The sequence below is a fragment of the Bacillus sp. YC2 genome (genome assembly GCF_019891195.1).
Classification (GTDB): Bacteria; Bacillota; Bacilli; order Bacillales; family Bacillaceae; genus Bacillus.
In genome coordinates, this window is record NZ_JAHXDO010000001.1 from 745,337 (window position 1) to 758,176 (window position 12,840).

The 12,840-nt window shown below is 48.1% G+C and carries 14 protein-coding genes; 6 read left to right on the plus strand and 8 right to left on the minus strand.

Annotated elements, in window-relative coordinates:
* Nucleotides 1-25 precede the first annotated feature (25 nt).
* From KY305_RS03785 to katX, 5 genes are all read left to right on the plus strand, one after another.
* On the plus strand, nt 26-1,426 hold the full coding sequence (locus tag KY305_RS03785) for a glycoside hydrolase family 1 protein (RefSeq protein WP_223061408.1): 1,401 nt from the start codon (nt 26-28) through the stop codon (nt 1,424-1,426).
* A gap of 19 nt (nt 1,427-1,445) precedes the next feature.
* On the plus strand, nt 1,446-2,342 hold the full coding sequence (locus KY305_RS03790) for an ROK family protein (RefSeq protein WP_223061409.1): 897 nt from the start codon (nt 1,446-1,448) through the stop codon (nt 2,340-2,342).
* On the plus strand, nt 2,339-3,283 hold the full coding sequence (manA, locus tag KY305_RS03795) for a mannose-6-phosphate isomerase, class I (protein WP_223061410.1): 945 nt from the start codon (nt 2,339-2,341) through the stop codon (nt 3,281-3,283). Before KY305_RS03790 ends, manA begins: the two co-directional genes overlap by 4 nt.
* 18 nt (nt 3,284-3,301) lie before the next feature.
* Nucleotides 3,302-4,387, plus strand: a complete 1,086-nt coding sequence (locus KY305_RS03800) for a glycoside hydrolase family 26 protein (protein WP_223061411.1) — start codon at nt 3,302-3,304, stop codon at nt 4,385-4,387.
* 76 nt (nt 4,388-4,463) lie between these two features.
* A complete protein-coding gene (katX, locus tag KY305_RS03805) occupies nt 4,464-6,077 on the plus strand; it encodes a catalase KatX (RefSeq protein ID WP_223061412.1) in 1,614 nt (537 codons plus the stop codon).
* Between the two features lie 40 nt (nt 6,078-6,117).
* Here the strand turns inward: katX and KY305_RS03810 are convergent, their stop codons facing one another.
* From KY305_RS03810 to sigY, 7 genes are all read right to left on the minus strand, one after another.
* Nucleotides 6,118-7,104: a choloylglycine hydrolase family protein gene (locus KY305_RS03810; protein ID WP_223061413.1), complete on the minus strand. Its 987-nt coding sequence runs from the start codon at nt 7,102-7,104 to the stop codon at nt 6,118-6,120.
* A 422-nt stretch (nt 7,105-7,526) separates the two neighbouring features.
* Nucleotides 7,527-8,303, minus strand: a complete 777-nt coding sequence (locus KY305_RS03815) for an ABC transporter permease (RefSeq protein WP_223061414.1) — start codon at nt 8,301-8,303, stop codon at nt 7,527-7,529.
* Entirely contained in the window at nt 8,300-9,187 is an 888-nt protein-coding gene (locus KY305_RS03820) for an ABC transporter ATP-binding protein (protein ID WP_223061415.1), read from the minus strand. The genes KY305_RS03815 and KY305_RS03820 overlap by 4 nt, the downstream gene beginning before the upstream one ends.
* Complete coding sequence (locus KY305_RS03825; protein WP_223061416.1) at nt 9,181-9,384, minus strand: PLD nuclease N-terminal domain-containing protein; 204 nt, start codon at nt 9,382-9,384, stop codon at nt 9,181-9,183. The genes KY305_RS03820 and KY305_RS03825 overlap by 7 nt, the downstream gene beginning before the upstream one ends.
* A 4-nt stretch (nt 9,385-9,388) precedes the next feature.
* Nucleotides 9,389-9,586, minus strand: coding sequence for a transcriptional regulator (locus KY305_RS03830; RefSeq protein ID WP_214800135.1), 198 nt, complete (start codon nt 9,584-9,586; stop codon nt 9,389-9,391).
* A complete protein-coding gene (locus KY305_RS03835; protein WP_223061417.1) occupies nt 9,583-9,903 on the minus strand; it encodes a YxlC family protein in 321 nt (106 codons plus the stop codon). Before KY305_RS03835 ends, KY305_RS03830 begins: the two co-directional genes overlap by 4 nt.
* Nucleotides 9,900-10,433, minus strand: a complete 534-nt coding sequence (gene sigY / locus KY305_RS03840; protein WP_223061418.1) for an RNA polymerase sigma factor SigY — start codon at nt 10,431-10,433, stop codon at nt 9,900-9,902. The genes KY305_RS03835 and sigY overlap by 4 nt, the downstream gene beginning before the upstream one ends.
* Nucleotides 10,434-10,619: 186 nt before the next feature.
* Between sigY and KY305_RS03845 the strand changes: the two genes are divergently transcribed.
* A complete protein-coding gene (locus KY305_RS03845; protein ID WP_223061419.1) occupies nt 10,620-11,978 on the plus strand; it encodes a purine-cytosine permease family protein in 1,359 nt (452 codons plus the stop codon).
* Nucleotides 11,979-11,991: 13 nt separating this feature from the next.
* Here the strand turns inward: KY305_RS03845 and KY305_RS03850 are convergent, their stop codons facing one another.
* Entirely contained in the window at nt 11,992-12,822 is an 831-nt protein-coding gene (locus KY305_RS03850) for an NAD(P)H-hydrate dehydratase (RefSeq protein WP_223061420.1), read from the minus strand.
* Nucleotides 12,823-12,840 lie beyond the last annotated feature (18 nt).

Consider the following 12,840-nt stretch of genomic DNA (forward strand, 5'->3'; position numbering starts at 1 on the left):
AAAATGGTAAAGGGAGAGAGATCATTTGACAGATTCAGCTATTCAATATCGTTTTCCGGAAGGATTTTGGTGGGGGTCATCCGCCTCGGCAACCCAGACAGAAGGCGCTGCCGACAGAGACGGCAAAAGCCAGAACATATGGGATTATTGGTATGAGAAAGAACCAAGCCGCTTTTTTAACGGCGTCGGTCCCGGCGACACATCACGTTTTTATGACAAGTATAAAGAAGATATCAGGCTGATGAAAGAAATCGGCCACAATTCGTTCCGGCTGTCCATTTCGTGGTCAAGGCTGATTCCGGGAGGAACGGGCGAGGTCAATCAAAAGGCCGCCGAATTTTATCAAAACGTCATAAATGAAATGCTCGCCCATGACATTGAACCGTTCGTCAATTTGTTTCATTTTGACATGCCGCTTGCCCTTCAGCGCTCGGGCGGCTGGGTGAATCGGGAAACGGTTGACGCATTTGAGCATTACGCCAAAACCTGCTTTGGGTTATTCGGTGACAAAGTGAAAAAATGGTTCACTCACAACGAGCCGATTGTTCCCATCGAAGGCGGCTATTTATATGATTTTCATTATCCGAATCACGTCAACTTTCAAGAAGCGGTGCAGGCCGGTTTCCACACCCTATTATCAAACGCAAGGGCTGTCAAAGCATACAGAGATATGAAGCAGGACGGCCAAATCGGCATCATTCTGAATTTGACGCCTTCTTATCCGAGAAGCTCTCATCCTGAAGATCTGAAAGCGTCCCGGATTGCCGATGCTTTCTTTAACCGCTCGTTCTTAGATCCTGCCGTAAAAGGCGAATTTCCTGAGGAGCTGACAGAGATCCTGAAAGCGGAAGGCTTTCTGCCGCGTTATGAAAAGGAAGACCTTCGCCTCATTCAGGAACATACGATTGACCTGTTAGGCGTGAACTATTACCAGCCGAGACGTGTCAAAGCGAAAGAGCATGTCCCGAACCCGCACGCCCCTTTCCTGCCTGAGCGTTTTTTCGATCCGTATATCATGCCCGGCCGGAAAATGAATCCCCATCGCGGGTGGGAAATTTACGAGAAAGGAATCTATGATATTCTCACCAACCTCAGAGACAATTACGGAAATATCGAGTGTTTTATTTCTGAAAACGGCATGGGGGTTGAAGGCGAAGAACGCTTCCGCGACGAGGCCGGCATGATTCAGGATGATTACCGCATTGACTTCATAAAAGACCATCTCAAATGGGTTCACCGTGCCATCGGGGAAGGCTCAAATGTGAAAGGCTATCACCTGTGGACCTTTATGGACAACTGGTCTTGGACAAATGCTTATAAAAACCGCTACGGCTTTGTATCTGTCAATTTGGAAAACGGCGGAGAACGGACGGTCAAAAAAAGCGGACGCTGGTTCAAAGCCGTTTCTGAGCAGAACGGATTTTAATCGTAAGGAGGCACGGCTTATGCTTGGAGCTATCGAAGCCGGCGGCACAAAATTTGTTTGTGCCGCCGGAAATAAAGACGGAACCATTTTAGACAGAATTGAATTTCCGACGGGAAAACCTAACGAAACACTCGATCAGGTGATTCGTTATTTTCGAAATTTCCCGATCAAGGCCATCGGCATCGGTTCCTTCGGGCCGATTGATGTCCGTCCAAACAGCAAAACCTGCGGGTGCATCACCGCCACGCCGAAAACAGAGTGGCGAAACTACCCTTTTCTCCAAACGATAAAAAACGCATTTGATATTCCGGCCGGCTTCACCACTGACGTCAATGCGGCAGCGCTGGGAGAAGCTTCCTTCGGTGCGGCTAAAGGATCGGACAGCTGCCTCTATTTGACGGTCGGCACGGGCATCGGCGCAGGCGCCATTATGAATGGCCGGTTCGTTCAAGGGCTGTCTCACCCTGAAATGGGCCACATTTACGTCAGAAGACATCCCGATGATCATTACAAAGGCAATTGCCCTTATCATACAGATTGTCTGGAAGGACTTGCGGCAGGCCCCGCCATCGAAAAACGCTGGGGCAAAAAAGCTGTTCTGTTAACGGATAAACAGGAAGTGTGGGAGCTTGAAGGCTATTACATTGCAGAGGCGCTGCTGCAGTATATATACATTCTTTCGCCGGAAAAAATCATTCTCGGCGGCGGCGTCATGAAGCAGAAGCAGCTGTTTCCTTATATCTTCGAAAACGTGCAAAAGCTGAACGGGAAATATATTGATTATACCCAATTTTCTGATGATATAGGCAGTTACATCGTTCCCCCTCAATTAGGCATCCATTCCGGCGCGGCCGGCGGGCTAGTTTTAGCGCAGCAGGCATTAGAAAAGGCAGCTTGTCAGGGGGCAGAAACGTGACACATCCCTTATTTTTAGAACCGGTCTTTAAAGAAAGAATATGGGGCGGAACGAAGCTTCGCGATTCTTTCGGTTATGACATTCCTTCTGATCAAACAGGAGAGTGCTGGGCGATTTCAGCCCATCCGCACGGTACATCCGCCGTGCGGAACGGGCCTTTTTCAGGGAAAACTTTAGACCGGCTCTGGAAGGAACATCCCGAGCTGTTCGGACACCCGAAAGAAGACGCCTTTCCCCTGTTAACCAAAATTCTTGACGCCAATATGGACTTATCTGTGCAGGTCCATCCGAATGACGGCTATGCGAGCCTGCATGAAAACGGAGAACTCGGAAAAACGGAATGCTGGTACATTCTCGATTGTCCAAAAGGCGCTGAACTCATTTTAGGGCACCATGCAAAAACAAAAGAAGACTTTGTACGGCTCATCCAAAACAGCGAGTGGGACAAATTGCTTCGCCGCGTCAGCATTAAACCGGGAGACTTTTTTTATGTCCCGAGCGGCACCCTGCACGCTTTATGCAAAGGCACGCTCGTCCTCGAAATCCAGCAGAGCTCTGACACCACTTACCGGCTGTATGATTATGACCGTACGGATGAGAGCGGCAATAAACGTGAGCTGCATCTCAAGAAAGCGATTGAGGTAACAGGCATTCCCCATACCGATAAAAAAATCAGAAGCACACAGCACTTGGCCGGCGGCGTTTCCATCACCGTATTCGCCGAAACCCCCTTCTTTTCGGTTTATAAATGGGACGTGAACGGGAAATCGTCTTTCCCTGCACCCGGCCGGTATTTACTCGCCAGCGTCATCAAGGGAAGCGGCGAATTAGAAGGCTTTCGTATTCAGAAAGGATCACATTTTATTTTGCCTGCGGATTCAGGAGATTTTGTTATCGAAGGAGATTGCGAGTTAATTGTTTCACATCCTTCATCATCTTAAATATCGGGAGGTCTTTTTATGTTCAAAAAATTCGCCGTCTGTTTGTCTAGTATTTTATTACTGATATCAGCCGCCGCACAGCCGATATTCGCACACACCGTGTCTCCGGTCAATCCCAACGCCCAGGCGACCACAAAAGCGGTGATGAACTGGCTGGCGCATCTGCCCAACCGCTCAGAAAACAGGGTCATGTCAGGGGCATTCGGAGGGTACAGCCATGACACATTTTCGATGACGGAAGAAAACCGTATCAAAAACGCGACAGGACAGTCTCCGGCCATTTACGGCTGTGATTATGCAAGAGGATGGCTGGAAACATCCAATATTGCAGATACCATCGATTACAGCTGCAACAGCAGCTTAATCTCGTACTGGAAAAGCGGGGGCCTCCCTCAAGTCAGCCTGCACCTCGCAAACCCGGCGTTTCAATCCGGAAACTTCAAAACTCAAATTTCTAACAGCCAATACCGAAACATCCTGAACTCATCGACAGCTGAAGGCAAACGTCTTGACGATATGCTGAGCAGAATCGCAGACGGCCTTTCGCAGCTAAAAAATCAAGGCATTACCGTTCTGTTCAGGCCGCTGCACGAAATGAACGGAGAGTGGTTCTGGTGGGGGCTGACAGGCTACAACCAAAAGGACAGCGAGAGAATCTCTTTGTACAAACAGCTTTATACCAAAATCTATCACTATATGACCGACACAAGAGGATTGGATAACCTTCTGTGGGTGTATGCGCCGGATGCCAACAGAGACTTTAAAACAGACTTTTACCCCGGATCGTCCTATGTTGATATTGTCGGATTAGACGCTTACTTCAGCGATGCCTATGCGATATCTGGTTATGATGAACTGGTATCTCTGAATAAGCCGTTCGCTTTCACCGAAGTCGGCCCGTCCGTCACAAACGGCAGCTTAGATTACGCGTCTTTTATCAATGCGATCAGACAAAAATATCCGAAAACGACATACTTCCTTACGTGGGATGAACAATGGAGCCCGGCGGCGAATAAAGGAGCTTCCAGCCTTTATAACAATAGCTGGACACTGAACAAGGGAGAAATGTGGAACGGCGATTCTTTAACGCCTATTACGGAATAAGCCTTTCTTTTTGAAAGCGGTTTTAAAATATCCCTCTCCAGGGCATATTGTTACCGTTCAAAAGGAGGGTTCAACAATGGAAGATAACCAAAACAACGAAGAAACGCTTTCCAGCAAAACCACCGGTAAAGGTGAAACAGAAGACACGCTGACAAATCGGCAGGGCCATCCGGTAAATGACAATCAGAATGTCAGAACAGTCGGCAACAGAGGGCCGACGACTCTGGAGAATTACGATTTCTTGGAAAAAATCAGCCACTTCGACCGCGAACGGATTCCAGAGCGCGTCGTTCACGCGCGCGGCGCCGGCGCACATGGCTATTTCGAGGCGTACGGAAGTTTTGGAGACGAAGAAATTTCCAAATACACAAGGGCGAAGGTGTTCCAAAAGAAAGGAACGAAAACTCCGGCATTTGTGCGTTTTTCAACCGTGAATCACGGAAAGCATTCACCGGAAACATTAAGGGACCCGCGAGGCTTTGCCGTTAAGCTTTACACGGAAGACGGCAACTGGGATTTGGTCGGAAACAATTTGAAAATCTTTTTTATCCGTGATCCGCTGAAATTCCCTGATCTCGTCCACGCTTTTCAGCCTGACCCGGTGACCAACATACAAGACGGTGAGCGTATTTTCGACTTTATATCCCAATCGCCTGAAGCGACACATATGATCACCTTCTTGTTTTCACCGTGGGGCATTCCTGCAAACTACCGGCAAATGCAAGGCTCAGGCGTGCACGCATACAAATGGGTGAACGAGGAAGGAAAAGCCGTGCTCGTCAAATACCACTTTGAACCGAAGCAGGGCATCCGCAATTTAACGCAGAAAGAAGCGGAAGAAATACAAGGAAAAAACTTCAACCATGCGACACAGGACTTGTATGAAGCAATTGAAAAAGGCGATTACCCGGAATGGGAAGTGTATGCGCAAATCATGAGTGATGACGAACACCCTGAGCTTGATTTTGATCCGCTTGATCCGACAAAGCTGTGGTACAAAGACGATTTTCCGTGGAAGCCGATAGGCAAATTGGTATTGAACAAAAACCCTGAAAATTACCATGCCGAGGTGGAGCAGGCTTCATTCGGCACAGGCGTTCTTGTGGACGGTCTTGATTTCTCAGATGATAAATTGCTTCAGGGGCGGACGTTTGCCTATTCAGACACCCAGCGTTACCGGGTCGGCGCAAACTATCTCCAGCTTCCGATCAACTCACCGAAAAAGCATGTGGCCACTAACCAGCAAGGCGGGCAAATGCAGTATCGGGTCGACATCGGAGAAGGGCAAAACCCTCATGTCAATTATGAGCCATCCGTAATGGGCGGCTTGAAGGAAGCGCCGAAGCAAACGAAAGACCATACTCCCCATGTTGAAGGTGACGTGAAGCGGGAAGCGATTGACAGGACGAATAACTTCGGTCAGGCCGGCGAAACATACCGCCGCTTCACGGAATTTGAACGCAGCGAGCTCATCAATAACCTTGTAAACACCTTATCAACGTGCCGCAAGGAAATACAGGAGCAAATGATTGAAAACTTCACGAAAGCTGACCCCGACTACGGCAGACGGGTCGCTGAAGGGCTGAAAACGGTACAAGACAAAAACAGCAGCGGACCGATCGGCACAACTGATTCAGAGAAAGCCGTGAAGCAGGCCGAAGAGGAAAGCCATCCGTCTGATCCGTATTAAACAAAAAAACAGGACCCCAGCGTCCTGTTTTTTAATATTGCTAATTAAGCTCTTGGATGCTTTCCTCCGCCTTAGCAGAAAACACTTTCGGTTCAGGACGGTCAAGGTCTTCGTGAAATAAACATACTTTATGAATCTGACGGTTGTCATAGAGGTGGAAGTAATAATTCCCCGTGTCATTGCACATCACCGACGTATACTGCGTATAATCGATTTCATCATCCTCGGTAATCACCGCGCCCTTTGGAATATTCACATTTGACAGGACGTGAAAAGCGGCTGTGACGCCTTCCGTTTCATTAGCAGCAGGCTTCAAATGCTCTTTCAGAAAAGCGGCTCTGATAAAGCGTGAAGGCGGCGTGTAATCACCGGGCATCCCTATTGTTCCTGATCCTTGGCCGAATGCGGATAATGTCATTCCGCCCAGTGTTTTGCTTTCTGATTGCTTCGGTCTGATTCCGATATAATGGCGCAGGTTGGTCACATGCCACGGAAACTCAGGGCTATTGGTCATGACTCCCGGCTTGTTGTCATAGACTTGGATTCCATCTGCTGTCGGTTCTATGACGAGGCAGCCTCCCGAGCGGTCTGTTACAATCCAGTGAAGCGGCAGCACCGTATCCAATAAAGCTAATTTCTTTTGCATGATGGTCAATGAGGCAAGCTTTTCTTTTACCTCTTCCAAAGATTCGCAGTTTGATAATACCCATGTAACGAACTCATGAGGTGCGATATGACAGGTGTCCTCCCGTTCCGCTTCCGCGTATTCCGCATAACCCGGAAAATAAAGAGTCGCACACGATACTCCTTTTTCATTCACCCCGTCTGCAAATAATATGTTTCCGAGATTTCTCCCCATTCCGATAAATGCGTATTTCGTTTCATGCAGCATGCCGTCAGCTTCACTTTTCCAGCTGTAATGACGCGGGTAAAGCATCACGTCTGTACCGAGCTGAAATGCAAAATCCATTGTTCTGGCTAATAAATAGTTCCCGTCAGCCGTTTTTAACGTAAGACTTGTACACATACCATCCATCCCCTTTTCATTAATCAATGTAAATCTAAACTAAGTAAACTATTGTTATAGCTTAACGAAAATCAGATCCATTCGTCAAAAGATAGACACATTTCTTTTTCATACATATTAGCTCACAAACACTTCAATACCTTCTAAGCTCTATATAAATAGTTATCTTATCGATTTTGGCGTGCGTCAGTTGGCTCATCATCTGCTGTTTGAGAAAAGATCCTGCCGAAGTTGAAGAGTGTAACAGCCGTCTCCCTTGTGGCACACGCCGTATTATTTTTGACAATGTTTGGATTTACGCCGATTTTCACAAGAAGCCGCGATCTTCGTTCTCTCAGTAAACAAGCGGGCTGGCCTAGTTTTTTTATGCAGACGGCATATTTGCTGCTGCGGCCTTTCTGATATTGCTTGCCGAAATCGGGTCAATAAGTTTCATATCGATGAAAGCGCCAAATCGAGGACGCGGCAAGCAGCATGACGCATAATACAGACGCGCTTAAAGACCAGTTGAAAAAATCCCCCCATTTCCCGTGCATGAGCATGTAATCCGCTTGCGTTTTAAGCTCGGAAGGAAGCCATCTCGCTTCATCGGGAAAGAGTGAGGCCGCAAGAGATATCGCAGCTGCTAAGCCGATTCCCGCTGCAGCGGCTGCACCCTGAGAACGGAAAAACGTACTTGCCGCCAAGCCGCACGTCACAACAAACAACACCCAGAGAGCATACACTCCAAGTGCAGGCAAGAAACGGCCAGGAACAGTTTGTTCAAACAACACCCGAATATAATAATACGCGAGGCCGCTGCCGCCGGCGAAAGCTCCGATACAGATGAAGCTCTGGACAATCCACTTGCCGGCTATATATGAAAACGCCGAAACAGGCCTAGACATGATGAGAGAAAGAATGCCTTGATTTCTCTCCTGCACCACACTCCCCATAACGCTGAAAATAAATAAAGCCGTACCGATCAGACTGAACTGTGAAAGCGTGCTGATCATGACTTCATTGCCAGCCGGTTTCGGGATATCAATGACAGAACCAGCCGGAAGATTTCCCGCATGTGCAATGATGTCAGGCATGTAATATACACTCAGCGGTTCCATTATGCCGATGATCATCATCGCAACCGGGAGCCAAATCAGCTTGCCGTTTTTCCAGCTCTCCAGCCATTCCTTTTGCATAACTGCCATGAGCACCCTCATGAATGCACCACCTTAAGATAAACTTCTTCAAGAGATTCTGTTTTTTGCTCAAAACGGGTAATCGTCAGCCCTTTGTCCAGACTGCTTCTCAGCAGCTGGGAGCCAGCATTTGCGTCCCGCAGCTCAAATGCCGCTTGTGAAGCACCTTCATAAACGACATTTGATACCCCGGGCTGCTCTTCAAGCCAGCCTGTGAGCGATTCCGTGACAGAAAGGGTGAAAAACCTCTTTTGCTGCCGCGCTTTCAGATTTTGCAAAGCACCTTCCCAAGACACCCCGCCGGCCTTCAAAATAACGGCTCGATCACAAACCTGTTCAGCATCGTGGAGAATATGAGTTGAAAACAAAACCGCCATCTGTTTTTTCAGCTCCTTCATCATATCCAAAAACTTCAGCCGACCTGACGGGTCCAGCGCGGACACCGGTTCATCCAAAATAAGCAGCTTCGGCTCATGAAGCAGGGCCTGGGCAAGGCCAAGCCTTTGCTTCATGCCGCCTGAGTACCCGCCGATTTTTTTGCCCGCGGCTTCTTTCAGGTCAACAAATTCCAGCATGGCAGAAGCTTTTTCTTTCAGCTCGCGTGTCGGCAGCCCTGAAAGCTTTCCTGCAAAATGCAAAAACTCTTTTCCCGTCATCCAAGCATAAAAAGACGGATATTGCGGCAAATACCCGATGAAACGGCGCTCAGCCCTTTGCCTGCCGAACATTGTGATTGAGCCTGAGTCCGGAGTTAAAAGCCCCGCCAGCATTTGTAGTGTTGTCGATTTACCGGCACCGTTAGGCCCAAGCAGGGCGACACATTCATTTTGACGGACTTGAAAACTGACTGACCGCACGGCTTGATGATGCCGATACGTTTTTGACAGATTCTCTGCGTTCAGCATGACGTGTCCTCCTTTTGTTTCCTGCCGAAGGTGAAATATAAAATCGCCCCGAAAATATTGATCAAAATAATGACTGCCGCCCACATCCACTTTGGCCCGTTGGTTCTCTTTTCCTTTATGCAGCTAATAAGAGCAAAGACAGCCAATATGAGCTGTAAAATAAGAAGCGGCAAAATAAGTTCCCATGATATATCCAAAAGATTATCCCCCTTTTTTCCTTTCCGGTCTGATGACGAAAATGTAATAACAAACGATTGGAATCGGCGCTTGAATCAGTCCGATAATCCCCCAAAACCATGCCAAGCGCCCTCTTTTCTTCGCATCTGCAAATAAAAAGATGCCTTGTGCCAACACGATGAGATAAGCACATATTCCGATGATGAGATCCGTTTGGGTCATCTTTCCTTCACCTCAATATCTGCCGGCTGCCTTCTCTTCTCCGCGGCGATTAATCCGGGAAGGCACAGTAATACGAGAACCTGCAGCGCGATAAAGATAGCGGGTGCTTGAATAAGTGCCATTACGGCAACACTGACCACTATCAAAGCAAAAACGAGAAATAACATCCCTTCTTTTACCATGGCCTTTCTGCGCTCAGTCCTAAACTGTACTAATCTCTTCAGCAATTCTTCATGACCGGGAATGTCCGGTTCGGCGATCTGGTCAATTTTCTGCAGTTCTGCTTGTAAATGAGTGGAAAGCTTATCTTTCTTCATCGGCCACACTCCTTTCTGATTTGTTGTAAACCTTTATGAACCCTTGATTTGACTGTGCCCTCTTTGATATGCAGAATCTTGGCAATTTCAGAATAGGTATAACCGTAATAATGATGCAGCAATATGGGAGTCCGCAAATGCGGCGTAAGTTTCGAGAACAGATCAAGCGTCACGCTCCACTCCTCTCCCCGAACGGATATATCCCATTGGATTTTACGTATCGTATCGTCTGTAACCTGTTTTTGCCGCCTTTTTTCCCTTTTGCTCTTTTTCTGGTGATCGAAATAGAGACGTGACGCAATAGAGATCAGCCATGTGGAGAAGGCCGATCTTCCCTGAAAACTTCTCAGGTGAACATATCCCTTCAGAAAGGTTTCTTGAACCAGGTCTTCACTTACATCATGCTGCAGCGAAAGTTTTAATAAATACTTATATAAGAAAGAATAATAATGCCGAAAGAGAATCGTAAATGCTTCATCATCTCCCTCTTTTGCTTGTAAAATCAATTGCTGCTCATCTTGTTTTTCCAAATATTGAGATCCTCCCTTTCCCGGCTTCTGTCTTATAAGACGCCGCCGATTATCAGTCCGTTCATTTTTTTTAAAACCTCAGAGCGGCTGTCGGACAGGTGTTGCGATACGGAATTTGTAAACGGTAAGCCAATCTGTTAAGCTATGACTTTATGTAAAAGAAGAACATACGGAGGAGATTATCTATTGAAAGTTGAAAGGCGAACGATTGAACACATCCCGCATCATGAAAGACATGGAAAGGCTAAAGATTTATTTCCCGTTTGGTTCGGGGCGAATATGCATATCACGACGTTAGTCACCGGCACACTGCCCGTTGCGATGGGACTCGATCTGTTTTGGAGTGTCGCGGCAATTATTATCGGAACCTTTATCGGTGCAATCTTTATGGCGTCTCATTCCGCACAAGGACCTCAGCTCGGCATCCCGCAAATGATTCAAAGCCGCGCTCAATTTGGCGTGATCGGAGCGATTCTGCCCCTCTTTTTGGTCATGTTTATCTACCTGGGCTTCTTTGCGAGCAGTACGATTCTCGCAGCCGGTACATTAAGCAGCTTCGTCCCGATTCCGGCTTCATGGTGTATTATCGGCTTAAGCGCCATCTGTTTTTTACTCACGATTTACGGTCATGATCTGATTCACAAAATGCAAAAAATCCTCTCTTGGACCTCCTTTGCTGTTTTTCTCGCTGCAACGATTCTTATTTTTCAACTTCCGATCCCCTCAGGAAGCTGGGTGCCCGGCTCATTAGATTTGCCTGTTTTCTTAGTAGCGGTCAGTGCGGTGGCCACATGGCAGCTGGCATATGCGCCATATGTCGCAGATTACTCCCGCTATCTGCCGGTCAAAACACCGGCATCGCATACCTTCTGGTACAGCTATGCAGGTACATCAGTCAGTTCTATATGGATGATGCTTCTCGGCGCCATTTTGACAACGGCGCTCCCGGACTTTACCGCCAACGCAGGAAATCAGGTCGTCCAATTGTTCGGTCCGTTTTCCTTCATTATGCTTATCATCGTCTTGTTCGGACAAATGGCGATCAACGTCTTTAATTTATACGGGGCCTTTATGTCAACAACGACCACCTTGGAGCCGTTTTTGAAGCTGAAAGTGACGCCGAAAACAAGAGTGGTGATGATCCTTTGTGTCACAGCAGCGGGTACTGTGTTAAGTCTCTTGGGGCAAAGCAATTTCATGGAGCTGTTTTTAAATTTCATCTTTTTCATCAGCTATTTCTTAATTCCATGGACTGCGATCAACCTCGTGGATTACTATTTTATCCGCCGCGGAAAATACCACGTCAAATCGATGTTTGACGTAAACGGACAATACGGCAGGGTCAATTGGATAACAGCGGCCGCCTTCGTTTTGTCGATTTTATTAGAAATCCCGTTTATCAATACATCCTTTTACATCGGTCCGCTCGCAGAAATATTCGGCGGAGGCGACATTGCCTGGATCGTCGGCCTGGCCGTGCCGTCGCTGCTTTATTATGTACTGATGAAATCAAGGTTAAAACAAAAAGAGCTGTCTTCCATATGAAGACAGCTCTTCTTTATTCATACTGCTTCCACACCCGCGGCAGAAGCTCAGAAAGCTCGTGTGCCAATAAGGTATGTGCGGAGCGCTCTTCCGTCCACAGCTCAGCGCAGGCGCCGTGGAGGCGGACAGCATTTAAAACGGCGTGCTTCGGTTCCTTGTGGCAGCAGAGCATGCCGAGGATCATTCCCGTCAGCGTGTCCCCGGTCCCGCCCTTTGCAAGCGCGCCGTTTCCGGTTGTATTTCTTCGGCACTCCCCGTCGGGAAAAGCGATGATGGTTTCATTTCCTTTCAGCACAATCGTCACATTGAGCCGTTTCGACCATTCCGCGGCGTATTCAGCCCTGTGCTGCTGCAGTTCTTTGATCGGAATGCCTGTCATTCTTGAAAATTCACCGGGATGCGGCGTCAAGATTGTCGGAGCTTTTCTTGCCGGATACGACCGCTTCGTGATGGCGCCTGCGTCAAGGACAACGGGACATTCGGCTTGAAGCAGATGATCCGCCGCCCGCTGTACCTCTTCCGTTTGGGGGAGGCCCGGTCCGACAGCGGCGGCCCGATACGTTTCTTTCGGCTGCCCCGCCGCGGCTTTTTCCCAGCCGTCACGCCAATACGTTGCCTCAGGCAAAACCGGAACAATGAGCGGAATGACGCCGGCTGATGTACCGATGACAAGCTTGCCGACACCGCTCCGCATCGCCCCCAAGCCGGCGAGGATGGCTGCGCCCGGCATGTCGTCACTCCCCGCCAGCAATAACGCTGTTCCGAATGTCCCTTTATGGCTGGCCGCGTCCCGTTTTGGCAATGTATCTTTTACATCCTTTTCAGTCCAATCAAGAATATTCATCCGTATACCTCCTCTTCT